Below are 19,248 nucleotides of genomic sequence, written 5' to 3' on the forward strand. Positions count from 1 at the left end.
CCACTGATTATTAGCCCTCACCAATCAGGCTTTTACGGGCAGCAGGGCCCCCACCTAACTTCTTTGCTTTCGCTGAATTTTGAGGTGGGGGTCTTACTGTCCGGAAAATAGCGGGATAAAATTCAGGTCAGGCATACTTTTCATCTGCACTGACTACTAAATTTCATCTTCCATCAAAAAAAGAATCCAGAATGGATTCTTTTTATTTTCTGAAAAATATTTTTTGACAATACACATAACTCATATAAACACCAAAACTCTGCAAAATAAACAATGCCGGCATAATTACATTGTAATATGCCATATCTACTTGGAAGAGCCTTAACAATACGGAGCCACTAATTAAAAATAAGAACAACATATATCCCTCATTTTGTTGTTTCTTAATAAGGAAGTGTAATAGGGCTATAGTCATAAACAATGTTACGGCTATATATATCAGTTTTTCACATTTGAAAAGAATAGAATTTATCCCCTCATCTGAAAACTGATTTATCATCGGTTCTAAAAGTTTAAATCTTTCTCCCTCAATCTCTTTTAACTTTTGATCAATATGCTCTGTTACACTTTGATTTTCCGATATTTTTTCCTCATGTTGCGTTTTTCCAATTAAGACAGATTGAACATACGCCTCATTCGTAATCGTATATTGTGACAGTCCCATTGCCTTAATTCCATAATTCATAACAAAATGAGCACTATAAAATAGAATAAGTATCCCTATCATCTTTAGTAACACTTTTTGTTTCGTTGTTGATTGAAACAATTCAATTAATAATACATATACAGTGATAAAAATAGGAAGAAATAATCCCATTGGGAAAATCATATTACTAACTGCAAATAAAATCGCTGAAAACACCCACATATAAGGATGATCTAATCCTTTATATAAAAGTATGTAACAAGCAAAATAAAATAAAAATATTGCAAGTGACTCAGGAGTTAATACGGAACTCATGAATATATTTGGAATATACAGGGCATAAAATATAGAAGCAATACGACCGCATTCTTCTCCAAAAACCATTGCCGCAATACGATAAATAAAAAATGCGGTTCCTGCGCAAAATAACACATTAAATAGTTGTAAAGCGAATAATGTATCACCAAATATACGAATAATTACTGACTCATATATAATAAAAGGCAAATGAGTTACAGTCCCTATATTATTACCAATTGCAATCTGCTTTGCAGACTCATACATCACTTTCATATCACCAATTATTGGAGCATCTACAAATAACAGCATACTAAGCCTCACAACTATAGATACACTTATAAGAAAAATAAGAAATTGTTTATCTGTAAAACGATATTGTAGAATTGATGCCACTAACAAAATGAGTATGACGAAAATTGCCAATATGATTGTTACACTTGTTGTACTTCCCCCAAAAAATTGCTTACTTGTCTCAAATGCTGCCCAACAACTATAAACAAAAAATGCGAGCATCGCACCGATCGTAATTTTATTGAAGAAAGATGAAAAATTTGTTTGTATATGATTCATATGTCCATTGCACCTCTATTTCCATTCATAACAAAACGATTCTATCATGAATGGGTACACGGCTGATAGGGAAATTCTATGACAAATACATAGTCATTACTTTTTACTTGCAATGTAAGCGAATCCTCTTTTACACTACATTTTAGATAAAATAAATTTTCTTTCAGTTACATGAATACAAATAGAGAAGTTTAAATAATCCTCTTTTGGAATACACTTTACTTCATTAAATATCTAATATGAGTAATCCGCTTACACATATTATTCTGATTGAAAACAGACTATAGGGGCTGAATATATGGAAAAGAAATTCATGCGAGAATCTAAAGCAATTAAGACAACACGTGTTTTTCCTAACGATTTAAATAATCACCAAACACTTTTTGGAGGGAAATTATTAGCAGAAATTGATAGTATTGCTTCAATTGCGGCTGCAAGACATAGTCGTAAACATTGCGTAACAGCATCTATTGATTCAGTTGATTTTTTAACTCCAATTCACCAAGCTGATTCGGTTTGTTATGAAGCATTTGTATGTTATACAGGGAAATCTTCAATGGAAGTTTTCGTAAAAGTAATCGCAGAAAATTTATTAGCAGGCGAGCGTAGAATTGCTGCTACTTGCTTCATTACATTTGTGGCAATAAAAGATGGAAAACCTTCGTCCGTACCACAAGTACTCCCTGAAACTCAGGAAGAACATTGGTTACACACAACCGGTTCAGAACGCGCGGAAAGCCGAAAAAAGGGACGTTTAAAAAGTAAAGAGATGGCTGAAGTTTTAACTTTAAGTAAGCCATGGAATATATAATATGATACCTCACTTCATACATGCACAGGTTTATTTCATCCTTGCATGTATTTTTTATTGTAAAAAATTCCAGCTCTTATCTTTTATTTACTGTTTGTCTCCTAAAATAACCCACCAGTTTTTCCTTTATTTTGCTATACTATTAATGGTATATTAGATAAGGTTCGTTTAAAAATAACTATAATATAATTAAGTATATAAGGGATGGTGCGATAATGTCTATTGAGGTACCAATTTCAATACCAAAAACGTTAATTATTATTCCTGCGTATAACGAGGAAGAAGCAATTGCGGATACATTAACAAGATTATTAAAACTAAAACAGCATTTTACAGAATTAAGCATTTGCGTTATTAATGATGGATCACATGATAAAACAGCTCAAATCGTAAATGATTTTCCTGTTCACCTTGTGAACTTACCATATAATCTAGGTATTGGCTCAGCTGTACAAACTGGTTATAAATACGCATATGAGAATGGATATGATATTGCAATTCAGTTCGATGCTGATGGGCAACATAATCCTGATGACTTGTACAAAATTATAAAACCTATTGCTGAAGACCAATGCGATATGGTGCTAGGTTCACGTTTTACAGAGAAAACAGCCTATAAAGGTAGTATTTCCAGAAGAGTTGGTATTTTTTATTTTACTGCTCTACTGAAAGTACTAACAAAACAAACCTTTATGGATCCAACTTCTGGGTATCGTGCTATCAATCGAGAAGTAATTAAGATTTTTGCACATAATTATCCAAAAGATTATCCAGAACCAGAAGTCCTTATTCATTTAAAAAAGAAAAAATTACGCATTAATGAAATATCGGTAAATATGCAAGAGCGCCAAGGGGGACAATCTTCTATTACACCTCTTAAATCTGCATATTACATGATTAAAGTAAGTCTTGCTATATTGATGCAAAAAATTGTGAAAGGTTGATAATAAATGCCTATAATTACCTTTTCATTTATCTTCATTCTATTATTATTTTTATTAATTATTAATTCCATTCGTCGTGGAGCTTTAGAAACTAAATATGCCATTTTATGGATTTTCGTTTGTGTTTCAATGGCAATTTTAAGTTCTACTGAAAAAATTATAAATTGGATTGGACAACTATTACACGTAGAATATCCTCCATCTGTTTTATTTTTATTTGGACTATTATTCTGTTTCATCTTAATTTTTGACTTAACAAGAAAAATTTCTAAATTACATCATCAACTTGTAACATTAACGCAAGATTATGCGTTATTAAAGCAAAAATTAAACGTAACGCAAACTGAAACTGATAACGAATAGTTCCCTATTTAAATATGAATATATACGAAAAAACATCTTAATTTTCCAAAAAAATTAAGATGTTTTTTCTTTCAAACTATTTTTTTCTAATTAATAATTTACTAATTTTCATAACCGTTGCCACAGTACCGACTCCAATTATAATAAATAAAAATGGTATTAACGGTAATGCATATCGTTCATATGCAACATAAAAACATGTTAAAGCTGTTTGCAATAAAAGGATTGACCATAAAAATGTAGTCTCTCTCCATCTTTTTAAAAGGAAAATAAATGAGAGTACTGTACATATTAAAAACATCGTCTTAATAAAATTATATATTTCATTCATATCCTTTGCAGAAACATTGAATACTTCAATATTATGCTCTATAGAATAATACGGTTTTTTCCAAAGAATTTCTGGTTTCAAGACTAAATAACTCTCTATCATAGAGCCCTTATCCGTTTTCCACCATTCTTTCATTTTATCAATCGCTATTTTTTCTTCTAACTCCATAAATTCATGTGCTTCAAGATTAGGGTACTTTGCATGTAATTCTATTTCAAGTTCCCCCATATCCTTACCTTCTGGGTAGCCTTTCCCTTGATACGTTCCAAGTAATAACGGATTCCCTGCCCCAGCAGTTAGTGGGATAAATTTATCAAATTGAATGTAATTGCGGGCCCACCATGGTCCAAGTACGATAAGTCCTATTCCTATGCTTATAATCGCCTGCTTCATCATAATCCGGAATGGATAGCGTTTCATTAAAAGATACCCAAATAGTAAGATTGGATATAATGCAATTTGTACGCGGAGGTACAGTGCTAAAAAATAGAAAATTAATACAATCAGAAGATGTTTCGTTTTATGAGTATCAGCTAATTTTAAACTCCAATATACTAATCCTAATGAAAGGAATAGAAACGGCCCTTCTGTTAAAGTTAAATTTTCCATAACAATCTCTGGAGGATACACAGCTAATAAGAAAGCACCTATTAATCCTGCAGCAGGATTCAATAAATAAGTACCAATCTTATAAGTTAGCAAAATACTAAGTACCCCTAATAGAATAATGATTAATTTGGCTACAAAAAGACCTTCACTGCCATTTCCAAAAAAGTAAAATACAGTAGCTAATAAGGCTGGAAAACCCGGCATAATATGAATCGTTGGTTTATCTGGTTCATGGTATGTTAACATCCCTGTTTCCAATAAAATATTTGCCGTTTTTTGATAACCTATATCATCGCTAGCTATAGATAGATCTGCACCATGTGTTTGTAAAGTTGCAAAACGAAGTGCAAACCCGACAATCATAATAATCCCTAAAAGGACTATATTAGATTTGCGAGTAAATCGCCCTAACATCTCATCTTCTCCCTTCAGATACATAATCTTCAAAATATTTTTCTATATTTTTACAACACAATACGTTCTATAATAAATACTTTTTATACAAAGTACAACAATAGAAAGTTGATTTACAAAGTTTATATGCGTTAAACTTATACAGATGTTCTTGTAATCTTCTCCCTTTCAAAGGGCTTGTATATATGGTGCAAGACATAAAAAACTTGAGGAGATAAAAATTCTATGATGGAACAAAAGCAACTTGTTTCTGTTGTCATACCTCTGTATAACACGGAAAAATATATTGAAGAAACGATGCAGTCAATACTAGATCAAACATATAAAAACATTGAAATTGTAATTGTAGATGATGGAAGTAAAGATCAATCACCTTCTATCGTGAAAAACCTTGCCGAAAAATATCCAGGGCAAGTAAAATACGTTCATCAAAAAAACCAAGGTGTTTCGGTAGCTCGTAATACAGGTATCGAAAGTGCTAGCGGAGAATATGTCGCTTTCCTTGACAGTGATGACTTATGGCATCCAACTAAAATTGAGAAGCAAGTCGAAAGTATGCAAAAAAACAACATGGACGCGTGCTATTGTGGTTATATGAATTTCTACGAAGAAACAGGCGAGAAGGTTGAGCATACAACAAACTTTATTAAAGGCGATATGGCAAAAGCATTCCTAACACATCAGGTTGTTGCTCAAACAAGTACTTGGATTTTCAAACGATCCATCGTAATGGATCATAACATTCGTTTTACACCAGGATGTAGTTGGGGCGAAGATTTGGAGTTTTTATTTAAACTTATGAGTGTGACAAATGTATGTTATGTCGATGAATACTTAACATATTATAGAATCTTATCAGAAGGAAATCTTTCTTCTAAATATAAAGATTATGAATTAAAAACAACAAAAGAGCTGGAAGTATTCAATCGTATGAAGGACTGGGTACATAATAAATCTCAAGATTTCATTACAAAAGATTCTCAGTCACTTATTGAAATTCTTGAGACTTATTTATTCCCTTATACAGTCATCAATAACGCTTGTATATATATTAAAGAAAACTCTCAATTAGATAAATCACAAGTTCAATTAATCAAAAAAGATATCAAGAAATATTGCCTTAAAATCTATTCAAAAAATGGAAAGCGTAGTAAAAAGCTATATGCAATGCTTTGGTTTATCCGAATTAAATTTCTGTTTTCTTAAACTGAAAATATAACGATACTCTCTCTTTCTGTGAACAAATCAAATTTACAAATAGGACAAGCTAATCCGGTCCTAAAGAATAGAAAGGTCCTTTCTCATGAAAACAAATAAAATTCTAAAAAACGCATCCTACCTCTTTGTAGGAAACATTACTGTCCGTTTTGTACTGGCTATTGCAACCATTTTCTTTGCAAGATATGTTTCTCCAAGTGATTACGGTATGTTTACAACTGCGTTAGCAGTTTCAGCTGTTATTTGTTACTTTACAGATGCAGGTTTGACACATACGTTTATGCGTGAAGGAACGAGAAGCGATGCTAATATTAGCGTGCTAATAAGTAGTTATTTACGTATTCGTTTAATATTAGCTATCGTAATTTCTGTACTTTTCGCTATTTTTGCCCAGTTCTTCTATCCCGATGCTTACTTACGTGCGATGGTATATTGGGTTGTTCTACCAACAATGTTCGGAGCAACCTTACAAGGTGTTGGGATGGCTTACTTCCAAGTAACAGAACGCATGCAATTTACAGCTATTATTTCTGTACTACAAGGTGTAACAGCTGCTGCTGCCCTATTACTAGGGATGTCTTTCCAATGGTCACTTATGATGGTTGCTGCCATGTACGGGGTATCTAGTCTTGTAACAGGTGTTATCGCCTTTATAATGACAATACGCTATACGAAAGTCCATAAGGGTTGGGATAAAGGTATTTTAGATCAACTACTTATTTTCACAATCAATGGAATCATCATTATGCTCTTACCACAATTGGGGCCTATTATCTTAGAAAAGGTTTCAACATATAATCAAGTTGGATTCTTTGGTGCTGCATCTAAAATACCAGCTGTACTATATCAAATACCGGGAGTAATTGCAGCTGCCTTTTATCCAAGGCTTTTTGCTTTTGGTAATGAGAAAAACATTGAAGAACATAGAAAATTATCAAGTTTTGAATTAAAACTTATGTCTTTTTTAGGAATGGGAATTTCTATCCCCTTTATTGCTGATCCAAGTTTCTGGATTGTTAGTTTATTAGGAGAAAAGTACGCTCCCGCTGGTGACGCTCTTGCTATTTTAGCGTTTATGGTTATTTTACAATCAATTAACTATCCACTAGCCGACAATTTAACAACAATTGGCCAGCAATGGAAACGCGCAACAACAATGACTATTGGATTAGTTGTTGCTATCATAGGTTATATTGTATTAGGTAGTAAATATGGAATGATGGGGGCAGCTGCCGCAGCTATCCTTACCGAAATTACACTATTAATCGGATTTACACTCTTTATTCGTAAAGGCATGCAATTATTAGTTAAAGGAATTATATTTAATTCCTTAGCCTTTATTATTAGTTACGGTATATACCGAATTGCATTAATCAACTTACCACCATTAGTTGCTTTAACGCTTACTGGTATACTATACGGTATAATCGGGGTTTTAATTGACCCTCAAATACGTGGGTTCGTTTTAGGGTTTATAAAACAAAAGCTCATTCGCAAACATGCTTAAAAACAAAAAGCTTTTCCTATTTAAAAATGGAAAAGCTTTTTGTTTTTTATATACTACCATTTTTCTTCAGTAAAAAAATTCTATATATTCCAGGTCAAATTGACTTACTTTCTGAAAATGCCTTATACTAAATTACATGTAAACTATGAATTTCAACGCCTGTAAAAATATATATGCTTCAACAAAAATATATATTTTCTCATGTTAAAACTAAAGAACACACCTTTAAAAATTGGTGTGTTTTTATATGCTACCTAAAAACTAGTTGCTACATGATAACAACTTTTAAAGGAGGATTATCAATTTTTATGAGCATAAAGCCGAATAATAAGTTCTTTTCCAAGAAAACGATAATAATTATGCCAATATTATTATTGTGTGCTTTTGCTTTTCATTATTTCTTTTTAACATCTAATCAAGCCTTTTCTGGTACAGGGGATGCATTACGCCAATTTGGCTTCTTTACGTTTCTTCTGCAACATGCCTTTAAAGATGGCAACCTTTTCTGGTCTTTTGATTATGGGTTAGGTGGAGATTTATTTGGAGAGTTTAGTTATTATTACAGCACATCACCATTTTTCTGGATTACACTGTTACTACCTAAACTAAGTCTTGAGCAAGTTTATGACGTGAAATTATACATGAGTATTTTAAAAAACTTTTTAGCTATGTTATTCATGTATGGCTCTTTACGTTACCATAATAAAACAGCATTCTCATCTTTTGTTGCTGCTATTATATATGGTGGCTGTATTACTTTCATCCGCCACTCTTTACTATGGGATTTCATGGCTGATGCCATTGTATTTTTACCATTAGTAATATGGGGACTTGATAAATATATTATTGAAAAGAAGCGCGGACTTTTCCTAATCGCTGCTACTTTAATGTTAGCATCAAACTTTTATTTTGCTTTTATCACAAGTATTTTCATATTCATTTATGCATTATTCCAATACTTTGCGACACAACAAAATAAAACGATTGGCTCTTTTCTAACTTATTATATTAGAATCGGCTTATTGTACGGACTATCACTCGGTTTAGCCGCCGTTTGCTTCCTCCCATCAGTTAATGCCGTATTTAGCGCCGATCGACTATCAAAAAAGTTTGAGATACCACTATTATTTGAAGATAAATTTTATAAAGATTTAATGGAAAATATTTTCTTCATGTATAGTGCTGAAAATCACCAACTGGCTTTACCAGCTTTAATTTTATTCTTAATCGTATTTGGAATGTTTATACGTGATAAACTCGTTAAAAATAAAGTATTCTTTACGTTATTCATGTTCATTCTGTTTATGCTTCCATATACATATTCTGTATTTAATGGTTTTTCAGCAATGCAATCTAGATGGTTTTATTTATTTGTATTTGTCATTGCCCAAACAATTGCATACATTCTAGATTGGATGATTATTCATAAGAAAGACTACAAATTACCTTATTTAATAAGTTTATTAGTGTCTATTGGATTATTCATTTATGCATTTTATAGAAAAGCAAATATAAATGTAACTGATAAACCTTTACAAGACGTTGATAACATTTTACTCGGAACTGTCGTTCTTTCTGTTATTACAGTATGTTTATGGCGTTATATTTCTAAACCCTTCATACAATTTTTAGTTGTATTGAACATACTCGTTAGCACAATTTCTATGAATTATATGTATGCGAATAATATACTTAGTACCGTTTACGGACAGAGCCAGATTTCAACTGAAAAGTTACACGAACCAGGCTATGATAATAAAGAAGAAATTGCTGCAATTCGCTACATACAAGAAAATGATAAAGACTTTTATCGTATTCTTAATCCATATAGTGAATATAACACACCAATGCTACAAGGATATCATGGCGTAAGTACGTATCAAAGCTTGGTTAATTATTATGTCCATGACTTTATGAAAAATAAATATGGCGTATTCCAAATGTACGATACACCTTCAATGTTTTATCAAGCTGATAGTCGACTACTACTTGAAAATATGCTAGGTATAAAATATCGCGTATTAAGTGCTGATACAGATCCAAAGAATGTACCTTATGGATATAAACTATTACAGCAAGTAGGACCATATAATATTTACAAAAATGACTATGCCTTACCGTTAGGGTATGTATATGATTCGGCTATAAGTGAAGAAGAGTTTTCTAAATTAAACTTCGCTCAGCGTGATCAATTATTATTACATGCTGTTGTCGTTAATAATACAAAAGAATTTTCATTAAACCATTTTAATAAACAAGACCTTAAATCAAAGGCAGTATCTATTAAAACGGAAAAAGCAAAATTCGAAAACATGGTAAAAGAAGGAAAAAAACTAATTGTTCATGGCTTTGGAAATATGATCGTACCTATCCATTATCCTAATACGCCTGGTGACCTACTGATAGAATTAAAATTGAAAAATACAGGTACATTCAATGCAACTGTTAATGGAAAAACGATTGGAAAAGGTGACGATGCTGGTGCATACTCGTATCCGTTAGAAAGATTTGTTTACAATTTAGGCAATGAGCGTCCAGAAAACCTAACTATCTCTATTGATATGGCAGGTGAGTATGAATTAGGTGACTTACAAGCAAATATCGTAAACTATGAAAGTGTACAAAAAGAAACAAAAAAATTAACTGAAAATAGGCTTGAAAATATTTATTATAAGAACAATTATTTAAAAGGGGATATCAACTCAAATAAAGACGGGCTCCTATATTTATCTGTTCCATATAGTAAAGGTTGGACTATAAAAGTTGATGGAAAAGAAAAGGAATTTACGAAAGCGAATTCTGCCTTTATCGGTGTTCCCATTACAAAAGGCTCACATGTAATCGAAATGACTTACGTTACACCTTACTTCAAATTAGGTATGATTATATCAATCATCTCACTAATTATTTGTGTAGCTTTACTAATTTTCACAAATCCAAAAGCACGACGAAAATTTTCTTTTAAAAAGCAATAATGAGCAATCAATGAATCATGAAGCTATCCAATTGGATAGCTTCATATAAAAACGCATAACATTGTTTTAACCCACTACAAACAAGGAGTGTCAAAAATGACTCTTTCAATCGTTGTACCATGCTACAATGAAGAAAAGGTGCTTCGAGCCTTTTATTCAGAGACTTCTCTTGAAATTCATAAATTAACTACCGATTATGAATTTGTTTTTGTTAATGATGGTAGTAAAGATGATACATTAAATATTTTACGTGATTTAGCTAGTTCAGATTCATCGGTACACTATATATCGTTTAGTCGAAACTTCGGAAAAGAAGCTGCAATGTTAGCTGGTTTAAAATACGCTACAGGCGATGCCATTGTTATTATGGATGCTGACTTACAACACCCTCCTACGTTAATAAAAGAACTGTTAGAAGGATATAACGACGGCTACGACCAAGTCATTGCAAAAAGGACAAGAACCGGTGATTCACCCGTTCGCTCTTTCGTCTCTCGCCTTTACTATAAGGTGATGAATAAGTTTGTAGATATTGAATTAGTAGATGGTATTGGTGACTTTAGACTTTTAAGTCGAAGAGCAGTGGATTCATTAGTATCTTTAAGTGAGTACAACCGATTTTCAAAGGGCTTATTCTCTTGGATTGGTTATAACGAATTGATCATTGAATATGAAAATGTATTACGTTCTGATGGAGAAAGTAAATGGACCTTCTCGAAATTATTAAATTACGGAATTGATGGTGTAATTTCATTCAATAATAAACCGTTACGTCTATCTATATATCTTGGATTACTAACAACCATTTTTGGACTTTTATATGTAATCACTACGTTCGTTCAAATTATCCTTGGTGGTGTGGAAGTTCCTGGTTACTTTACTCTCATTTCCGCTATACTATTTATTGGCGGTATTCAACTCATATTCCTAGGTGTTATTGGTGAATATATCGGTCGTATTTATTATGAAACAAAACGTAGACCGCATTTTATTGTAGCTGAAAAGAAAGTTAGTGAAGTTAAACAAAAGGCATAACAAAAAAGTTACTTCTGTAGGTAGAAGTAACTTTTTTATATACTAACATTTACACACCCTTTTTTTGCATAGATATAATCATTTCTTTTAGCCCATTATAATACGAAGTTTTTGGTATATCCCCGATACACCTCTCATATTTCTCCCCGCTTAATACAATTGGTTTTTCCGTCAAGTATAGCATTTCCATAAATTCTTTCATCTGCTTATCAAACAGACCAATAAACTGGATCATTCCTCTTTTTACAGTTATTACTCGTTTGGTATATCCCGTTAATTCCCGTATGTGTTGAATCATTTCCTCACCTGTAATAACACCATAACCTGGTATGTTCCAATTTTGTCCATAGGCCTCATCATGTAAAGCTAATTCAACCATTGCTTTTGCACCATCTGGTGTAAAAATATATTCACGGGCAATCTTTTTATCTCCAACAAAGCTAGACATTTTATTTGCAAGTATTCCCTTTAATGTATGATGAACAAGTGTGCTTTCTGCATTTGGACCATAAAAGTCTGGGAAATGAGCAATAAACATTCGTACATTAGCTTGTTTTGCCAACTCTTCAAGTTGTAAACGAATCTTCCCTTTCTTTGTGTGTGGTCTCTTTTTAGCCTCTTCTTTTACAAGCCCTTCCCCTTGCCTTCCATACGCATAAATATTATCAACTATTCCTATTTTGATAACGTAATGTTTCGATACCTCTAATATATTTATTAATAATTTCTCTTGCTGTTTCTCCCAATCTGAATACGGAATATTTACAGCATGAAATATAATATCAACATCTTTAGCAGCATTCATTATATCCTCTTTTATAAATACATCGCCGGCTACAACTTCTACATGTTTGTTCCCAGAAAATAATGCACCTAATCTCTCCTTATTTCTTGCAAAAGCAACCACATGAATCCCTCGGCCACATAATTCGTTTACAATTGCATAACCCATTGAACCAGAAGCACCTAATACTAAAGCCTTTTTCATTATAAATCCCCTCCTAAATTAATTAACCACTGTTCAATTAATATTAAAAAGAAAATCACTTACATAAGAAGCGATTTTGAAATAAACTCTACATGTACCTTAGCCAAACCTTGTAGTTCTTCAAACGTTTGGCCACTTCTGCAATAATGTGCTACAAATCCATGTAATGATAAAAAAACAGACCATATTATCATCGCATTTAATTTCCCATCACATAAAGAAGAAATAACCTTCGCAAATTTTTCATAGCTAACATTAGGACTATTTTCCAAACACTCTTTTAATTCGGCATCTTTAATTAAAAACATAATTTCATAATGACTCTGATTTCTTAGACCAAATTCAATAAAACCGAATAAAACTGCTCTTAGTTGCTCTTCTCTCGATAATTTTTGATTACAAATTTCATCTAACTTTTTATTTAATAATTGAAAATCCTGTTCTACCATTGCGTAAAATAGCTCTGCTTTGTTTTTAAAATGATAATAAATCGAACCATGGCTATATCCAAGTTCTGTTGCAATTTTGCGCATTGAAGTATGTTGATATCCTTGTGCTATAAATAGCTCCCTAGCTACATTCATAATCATTTCTCTTGTTAGTTCTTGTTTAACTGCTTTCCTTGGCGACATATTTCATACCTCACACATTTAATTAACCACTGTTCAATTACATTATATATTTTCAGAAAATTAATGCAACCCTTTTTTGAAAAAATATACATTTTGAAATGATGGCATTATATGAAAGAATTTAGTATCATGATTCAAGGTACTATTTCAAGTTGGACGGAGGATACTATGAGCTTATTAACAGTTGAAAAATTAGGACATACATTTGGCGATCGTACATTATTTAAAGATGTATCTATGCGATTATTAGCAGGTGAGCACGTTGGATTAGTTGGTGCAAATGGTGTTGGTAAATCAACATTCATGAATATCATTACTGGTCAGCTTATTCATGACGAAGGTCGTGTAGAATGGACACCAGGCACACATTACGGTTACTTAGATCAGCATACGGTTTTAACGCCTGGACGTACAATTCGTGATGTACTAGCGGATGCATTTTTACCGTTATTCGAAAAGGAAACAGCTTTAAATGAAGTTACAGAAAAAATGGGAACTGCTACACCAGAAGAACTAGAAGAACTTCTTGAACAAATGGCAGAAATACAAGATGCACTTGAAGCAGGTGGTTTCTATTTACTAGATATGAAAATTGAAGAGGCTGCACGTGGTCTTGGAATTGATGCTATTGGTTTAGATCGTGATGTTTCAGCACTAAGTGGTGGACAACGTACAAAAGTATTGCTTGCAAAGCTTTTACTTGAACAACCAGAGGTGTTATTGCTTGATGAACCTACTAACTATTTAGACGTTGAACATATTCATTGGTTAACAACTTATTTAAAAGAATACCCACATGCATTCTTATTGATTTCTCATGATACGGAATTTATGAACAAATGTGTTGATGTTATTTTCCATCTAGAATTCACAAAAATGACACGCTATACAGCGACATATGAAAAATTCCTAGAACTAGCAGAAATCAATAAAAATCAACATATAAACGCTTATGAAAAGCAGCGCGAGTTTATCAAAAAGCAAGAAGACTTCATTGCAAAGAACAAGGCTCGTTATTCAACGACAGGTCGTGCAAAGAGTCGTCAAAAACAACTTGATCGCATGGAACTTATTGATCGTCCGGAAACAGCAATCAAACCTGAATTCTCATTTAAAGAAAGTCGTGCAAGTAGTCGCTTCGTCTTTGAAGGTGAAAATGTAGAAATCGGATATACACATCCGCTACTACCAAAGTTATCAATGACAATTGAGCGTGGTGAAAAAATTGCTATTGTTGGATGTAATGGTGTTGGTAAATCAACGTTACTAAAAACAATCTTAGGTAAAATTAAACCTTTAAACGGTAAAACAAGTCTTGGTGACTTCTTAGAGCCTGCATACTTTGAGCAAGAAGTTAAAGCTGATAATATAACACCAATTGATGATGTATGGAATACATTCCCTGGCCTAGACCAGCATCAAATTCGTGCGATGTTAGCAAAATGCGGATTAAAAAATGAACATATTTCTCGCCCATTAAGTCAATTAAGTGGTGGAGAACAAGCAAAAGTTCGTTTATGTAAGTTAATGGGTGAAGAAAGTAACTGGCTACTATTTGATGAGCCGACAAACCATCTTGATGTTACAGCAAAAGACGAACTTAAGAAGGCTATGAAAGCATATAAAGGAACAATTCTCCTTGTATGTCACGAACCGGAATTCTATGAAGATTGGATCACAAAGGTTTGGGATGTAGAAGAATGGTCTCAAAATAGTAAGTAGTCTTTAAGCAAAAACTCCTTGTGTAGACAAGGAGTTTTTGCTTGTTTTTATTAAGAATTTTTTATATTGTAGTACCCTATGAGGCGTAATCGAAATTCTTTTAATTCCGGATACGCCTCTAAATTTGCTAACATACCTCTAATTACCGGAATTCTTGGATTAAGCAATCGCATTTCCGCCTCTAAAACATCTAATGTTACTAGCAACTCATCATCCTCTAATTGATCAGCTAAATTACGCTTAAATACAATAATTTCTTTTAAAAAATGCTCTTTAACTTGTTCCTTAATGAGCTCTGATTTACAAAGGAATTCTCCAAGCTTTTCTTCGTGTAAAATAGGTTCTTCCGAAGATTCTACCAAGCCATCTACTAAATTATCTACTCTTTTTAAAATAAAAGCAGAGACATAAGATAAGTCAATTTCTGCTGCTTGTAAAATAATTAATTCTAAATACCCACGGCATATGCCTTCTACTATAATTACTAAATCCAGTAAATATGGCATAACCTTTTCACCATAAATGGATAATAAACTATTCCGATAAAATGCATGAGACTCTAACTTCATCCGCATCATAAATTCTTCCACTTCTTTATTAAACGGAATCGCATTTTCTCTCGCATGCATAATAATAAATTCTTTATGCTTTTGTATATCATTAAACTGACAATGTAATTGTTTTGCAAATTTTTCACGTGGTAATAAAGACTCTTGCTCAATATCCAGCATTTTCTTTTGGATTTTGTCATAATAATATCGAAGTGTCGCTAATAAAAGCTCATCCTTCGATTTGAAATATAAATAAAAAGCTCCTTTAGATATACCACTAGCTGTCACAATTTCCTGCACTGATGTCGCATTTACACCCTTAGTAGCAAATAACTTCATAGCCGCTTCTATAATTAAACGCTCTTTTTCTTTCATATCTTCTCTCCTAAATTTAATCTCGCATCTTATTATAAATGTATTATACCGTCTCTTTTTATTGACGATTGACCAAACGGTCAGTTATATTATGTATTAGACTGACCAGTTGGTCAATACAATACAAAGGGAGCGCAAACATGAACAAAATCATCAATTTCTCGTTAAAAAATAAGTTCGCAGTTTGGCTACTAACCATTATTGTTACTATTGCGGGGATCTACTCTGGACTCAATATGAAGCTGGAAACAATTCCTGATATTACAACACCGATTGTGACAGTAACTACGGTCTATCCTGGTGCTACACCAGAAGAAGTAGCTGATAAAGTTTCAAAGCCGATGGAAGAACAACTACAAAATTTAAGCGGCGTTAACGTTGTGAGCTCATCGTCTTTTCAAAATGCATCTTCTATTCAAGTAGAATACGATTTTGATAAAAATATGGAAAAAGCAGAAACAGAAATTAAAGAAGTTCTCACGAATGTGAAACTCCCGGAAGGTGTTAAAGACCCTAAAGTTTCACGAGTAAACTTCAATGCTTTTCCTGTTATTTCGTTAAGCGTAGCAAGCAAGAATGAATCTTTAGCTACCTTAACTGAAAATGTAGAGAAAAATATTGTACCGGGATTAAAAGGACTTGATGGTGTTGCATCTGTTCAAATTGCAGGTCAACAAGTAGATGAAGTACAGCTCGTCTTCAAGAAAGATAAAATGAAAGAACTAGGACTAAGTGAAGATACTGTAAAAAATGTAATTAAAGGATCGGATGTATCTTTACCACTTGGCTTATACACGTTTAAAGACACGGAAAAATCAGTTGTTGTAGATGGCAATATTACAACGATTAAAGCATTAAAAGAACTCAAAATACCAGCTATACCTTCATCACCTAACGGTCAAGGTAGTCAAAATGCTGGCGCTGGTGCACAAACGCCGCAAATGAATCCAGCTGCTATGAACGGAATTCCAACAGTTACATTAGACGAAATTGCTGAAATTAAAGAAGTTGGGAAAGCAGAATCCATTTCTCGAACAAATGGAAAAGAAGCAATTGGAATTCAAATTGTGAAGGCCTCTGATGCAAATACAGTTGATGTTGTAAATGCAGTAAAAGATAAAGTAAAAGATCTTGAGAAAAAATATAAAGATTTAGAGATCATTTCAACATTCGACCAAGGTGCACCTATTGAAAAATCAGTTGAAACAATGCTGAGCAAAGCAATTTTCGGTGCTATCTTTGCGATTGTTATTATTATGCTGTTCCTACGAAATATTCGAACAACGTTAATCTCTGTCGTTTCAATACCACTTTCTTTATTAATTGCTGTTTTAGTCATAAAGCAAATGGATATTACGCTTAACATTATGACGCTTGGAGCAATGACAGTTGCTATAGGCCGTGTTGTTGATGACTCAATTGTTGTTATTGAAAATATTTACCGACGTATGTCGTTATCAGAAGAGAAATTGCGCGGAAGAGATTTAATTCGTGAAGCTACGAAAGAAATGTTTATTCCGATTATGTCTTCTACCATTGTGACAATCGCTGTATTCTTACCGCTAGGGCTTGTAAAAGGTATGATTGGTGAAATGTTCTTACCATTCGCCTTAACCATCGTCTTCGCTTTATTAGCATCGTTACTAGTGGCTGTTACAATCGTACCAATGCTTGCTCATTCCTTATTTAAGAAAGAAAGCACGAGGGAAAAAGAGGTACATCATGAAGAGAAACCAAGCAAATTAGCAAATGGGTATAAACGTATACTTGAATGGGCTTTAAATCACAAAATTATTACATCTAGTATTGCTGTCCTTCTATTAGTTGGTAGTCTCGCACTTGTACCGGTTATCGGTGTAAGTTTCTTACCTTCTGAAGAAGAAAAAATGATTATCGCAACATACAAACCTGAACCAGGTCAAACATTAGAAGACGTTGAAAAAATTGCAACGAAAGCTGAGAAACACTTCCAAGATAATAAAGACGTAAAAACAATTCAGTTCTCATTAGGTGGAGAGAATCCAATGAGCCCTGGTCAAACAAATCAAGCTATGTTCTTCGTTCAATATGATAACGACACGAAAAACTTCGAAAAAGAAAAAGAACAAGTCGTGAAAGATTTACAAAAAATGTCTGGAAAAGGTGAATGGAAAAACCAAGACTTCGGAGCAAGTGGCGGTAGTAACGAAATTAAACTATACGTTTACGGAGATAGCTCAGAAGACATTAAGCCTGTCGTAAAAGATATTCAAAATATCATGAAGAAAAATAAAGACTTAAAAGATATAGATTCTAGTATTGCAAAAACATATGCAGAGTACACTTTAGTCGCAGATCAAGAAAAACTGAGTAAAATGGGCTTAACTGCTGCTCAAATTGGAATGGGACTTTCTAATCAACATGATCGCCCTGTTCTGACAACAATTAAAAAAGACGGTAAAGATATCAATGTATATGTAGAAGCTGAAAAACAAAATTATGAAACAATCGATGACTTAACAAATCGCAAAATTACAACACCACTTGGTAATGAAGTAGCTGTAAAAGATGTTATGACTGTAAAAGAAGGTGAAACATCGAATACAGTAACACACCGAGATGGCCGTGTTTATGCAGAGGTTAGTGCCAAATTAACATCTGATGACGTTTCAAAAGCATCTGCTGCAGTCCAAAAAGAAGTAGATAAAATGGATCTTCCTTCTGGTGTAGATGTTTCTATGGGCGGTGTTACTAAAGATATTCAAGAATCATTCAAGCAACTTGGCCTAGCGATGTTAGCTGCGATTGCCATTGTATACTTCGTTCTTGTCGTTACATTTGGCGGTGCCCTTGCACCATTCGCAATTTTATTCTCGCTACCATTCACAATTATTGGGGCTCTTGTTGCCTTATTAATCTCTGGTGAAACATTAAGTGTATCTGCAATGATTGGGGCGCTTATGTTAATCGGTATCGTTGTAACAAATGCAATCGTGCTTATCGACCGCGTTATTCATAAAGAAAATGAAGGTTTATCAACACGTGAAGCTTTATTAGAAGCTGGTGCAACACGCTTGCGTCCTATTCTAATGACTGCAATTGCAACAATCGGGGCTCTTATCCCGCTTGCATTAGGATTTGAAGGTAGCGGCTTAATTTCTAAAGGGCTTGGTGTAACGGTAATTGGTGGATTAACAAGTTCAACGTTATTAACACTTCTTATTGTTCCAATCGTTTATGAAGTATTAAGCAAATTTAAAAAGAAAAAAACAAAATAG

Annotated in this window: 14 protein-coding genes; 9 read left to right on the top strand and 5 right to left on the bottom strand. The window is 33.2% G+C overall.

Annotated elements, in window-relative coordinates:
* Positions 1 to 202: 202 nt before the first annotated feature.
* Complete coding sequence (locus tag JFU02_RS18800; protein ID WP_098379707.1) at positions 203 to 1,516, bottom strand: ArnT family glycosyltransferase; 1,314 nt, start codon at positions 1,514 to 1,516, stop codon at positions 203 to 205.
* Between the two features lie 298 nt (positions 1,517 to 1,814).
* Between JFU02_RS18800 and JFU02_RS18805 the strand changes: the two genes are divergently transcribed.
* From JFU02_RS18805 to JFU02_RS18815, 3 genes are all read left to right on the top strand, one after another.
* Positions 1,815 to 2,327, top strand: coding sequence for an acyl-CoA thioesterase (locus JFU02_RS18805; RefSeq protein WP_000412128.1), 513 nt, complete (start codon positions 1,815 to 1,817; stop codon positions 2,325 to 2,327).
* Between the two features lie 215 nt (positions 2,328 to 2,542).
* Positions 2,543 to 3,271 (top strand): glycosyltransferase family 2 protein, encoded by a 729-nt coding sequence (locus tag JFU02_RS18810; protein ID WP_000021478.1) that lies wholly within the window; start codon positions 2,543 to 2,545, stop codon positions 3,269 to 3,271.
* Positions 3,272 to 3,277: 6 nt separating this feature from the next.
* On the top strand, positions 3,278 to 3,634 hold the full coding sequence (locus tag JFU02_RS18815; RefSeq protein WP_001121770.1) for a DUF2304 domain-containing protein: 357 nt from the start codon (positions 3,278 to 3,280) through the stop codon (positions 3,632 to 3,634).
* A 76-nt stretch (positions 3,635 to 3,710) separates the two neighbouring features.
* Here the strand turns inward: JFU02_RS18815 and JFU02_RS18820 are convergent, their stop codons facing one another.
* The gene (locus tag JFU02_RS18820; RefSeq protein WP_000901473.1) at positions 3,711 to 4,988 is read right to left on the bottom strand and encodes a glycosyltransferase family 39 protein; all 1,278 of its coding nucleotides are present in this window, start codon (positions 4,986 to 4,988) and stop codon (positions 3,711 to 3,713) included.
* A 225-nt stretch (positions 4,989 to 5,213) separates the two neighbouring features.
* On the opposite strand from JFU02_RS18820, the gene JFU02_RS18825 reads away from it, so the two are divergent.
* The 4 genes from JFU02_RS18825 to JFU02_RS18840 all read left to right on the top strand — a co-directional run bounded on the left by JFU02_RS18825 (position 5,214) and on the right by JFU02_RS18840 (position 11,723).
* The gene (locus tag JFU02_RS18825) at positions 5,214 to 6,194 is read left to right on the top strand and encodes a glycosyltransferase family 2 protein (protein ID WP_098285262.1); all 981 of its coding nucleotides are present in this window, start codon (positions 5,214 to 5,216) and stop codon (positions 6,192 to 6,194) included.
* A gap of 97 nt (positions 6,195 to 6,291) precedes the next feature.
* Positions 6,292 to 7,713: an oligosaccharide flippase family protein gene (locus JFU02_RS18830; protein WP_000856134.1), complete on the top strand. Its 1,422-nt coding sequence runs from the start codon at positions 6,292 to 6,294 to the stop codon at positions 7,711 to 7,713.
* A gap of 308 nt (positions 7,714 to 8,021) precedes the next feature.
* Positions 8,022 to 10,688, top strand: a complete 2,667-nt coding sequence (locus tag JFU02_RS18835; protein ID WP_098285263.1) for a YfhO family protein — start codon at positions 8,022 to 8,024, stop codon at positions 10,686 to 10,688.
* Between the two features lie 96 nt (positions 10,689 to 10,784).
* Positions 10,785 to 11,723 (top strand): glycosyltransferase family 2 protein, encoded by a 939-nt coding sequence (locus JFU02_RS18840; RefSeq protein WP_000175828.1) that lies wholly within the window; start codon positions 10,785 to 10,787, stop codon positions 11,721 to 11,723.
* 49 nt (positions 11,724 to 11,772) lie between these two features.
* Here JFU02_RS18840 and JFU02_RS18845 read toward each other — a convergent pair whose 3' ends face one another.
* On the bottom strand, positions 11,773 to 12,711 hold the full coding sequence (locus JFU02_RS18845) for an NAD(P)H-binding protein (RefSeq protein WP_086790788.1): 939 nt from the start codon (positions 12,709 to 12,711) through the stop codon (positions 11,773 to 11,775).
* Positions 12,712 to 12,770: 59 nt separating this feature from the next.
* A complete protein-coding gene (locus JFU02_RS18850) occupies positions 12,771 to 13,343 on the bottom strand; it encodes a TetR/AcrR family transcriptional regulator (protein ID WP_061667937.1) in 573 nt (190 codons plus the stop codon).
* 168 nt (positions 13,344 to 13,511) lie between these two features.
* On the opposite strand from JFU02_RS18850, the gene JFU02_RS18855 reads away from it, so the two are divergent.
* Positions 13,512 to 15,065 carry an ABC-F family ATP-binding cassette domain-containing protein gene (locus JFU02_RS18855; RefSeq protein WP_000055384.1) on the top strand — a complete coding sequence of 518 codons (1,554 nt, stop codon included), beginning with the start codon at positions 13,512 to 13,514 and terminating at the stop codon, positions 15,063 to 15,065.
* A 50-nt stretch (positions 15,066 to 15,115) separates the two neighbouring features.
* Here the strand turns inward: JFU02_RS18855 and JFU02_RS18860 are convergent, their stop codons facing one another.
* Entirely contained in the window at positions 15,116 to 15,991 is an 876-nt protein-coding gene (locus JFU02_RS18860) for a TetR/AcrR family transcriptional regulator (RefSeq protein WP_000659598.1), read from the bottom strand.
* Between the two features lie 140 nt (positions 15,992 to 16,131).
* Between JFU02_RS18860 and JFU02_RS18865 the strand changes: the two genes are divergently transcribed.
* Entirely contained in the window at positions 16,132 to 19,248 is a 3,117-nt protein-coding gene (locus JFU02_RS18865) for an efflux RND transporter permease subunit (protein WP_201071448.1), read from the top strand.

It is taken from the genome of Bacillus sp. TH13, assembly GCF_016651175.1.
Lineage (GTDB): Bacteria > Bacillota > Bacilli > Bacillales > Bacillaceae_G > Bacillus_A > Bacillus_A thuringiensis_S.

Excerpts from the sequence above, each read along its gene's own strand:
- JFU02_RS18835 (WP_098285263.1), top strand. The coding sequence starts at position 8,022 with ATGAGCATAAAGCCGAATAATAAGTTCTTTTCCAAGAAAACGATAATA.
- JFU02_RS18850 (WP_061667937.1), bottom strand. The coding sequence starts at position 13,343 with ATGTCGCCAAGGAAAGCAGTTAAACAAGAACTAACAAGAGAAATGATT.
- JFU02_RS18840 (WP_000175828.1), top strand. The coding sequence starts at position 10,785 with ATGACTCTTTCAATCGTTGTACCATGCTACAATGAAGAAAAGGTGCTT.
- JFU02_RS18855 (WP_000055384.1), top strand. The coding sequence starts at position 13,512 with ATGAGCTTATTAACAGTTGAAAAATTAGGACATACATTTGGCGATCGT.
- JFU02_RS18800 (WP_098379707.1), bottom strand. The coding sequence starts at position 1,516 with ATGAATCATATACAAACAAATTTTTCATCTTTCTTCAATAAAATTACG.
- JFU02_RS18815 (WP_001121770.1), top strand. The coding sequence starts at position 3,278 with ATGCCTATAATTACCTTTTCATTTATCTTCATTCTATTATTATTTTTA.
- JFU02_RS18845 (WP_086790788.1), bottom strand. The coding sequence starts at position 12,711 with ATGAAAAAGGCTTTAGTATTAGGTGCTTCTGGTTCAATGGGTTATGCA.
- JFU02_RS18830 (WP_000856134.1), top strand. The coding sequence starts at position 6,292 with ATGAAAACAAATAAAATTCTAAAAAACGCATCCTACCTCTTTGTAGGA.
- JFU02_RS18865 (WP_201071448.1), top strand. The coding sequence starts at position 16,132 with ATGAACAAAATCATCAATTTCTCGTTAAAAAATAAGTTCGCAGTTTGG.
- JFU02_RS18825 (WP_098285262.1), top strand. The coding sequence starts at position 5,214 with ATGATGGAACAAAAGCAACTTGTTTCTGTTGTCATACCTCTGTATAAC.
- JFU02_RS18805 (WP_000412128.1), top strand. The coding sequence starts at position 1,815 with ATGGAAAAGAAATTCATGCGAGAATCTAAAGCAATTAAGACAACACGT.
- JFU02_RS18810 (WP_000021478.1), top strand. The coding sequence starts at position 2,543 with ATGTCTATTGAGGTACCAATTTCAATACCAAAAACGTTAATTATTATT.
- JFU02_RS18860 (WP_000659598.1), bottom strand. The coding sequence starts at position 15,991 with ATGAAAGAAAAAGAGCGTTTAATTATAGAAGCGGCTATGAAGTTATTT.
- JFU02_RS18820 (WP_000901473.1), bottom strand. The coding sequence starts at position 4,988 with ATGTTAGGGCGATTTACTCGCAAATCTAATATAGTCCTTTTAGGGATT.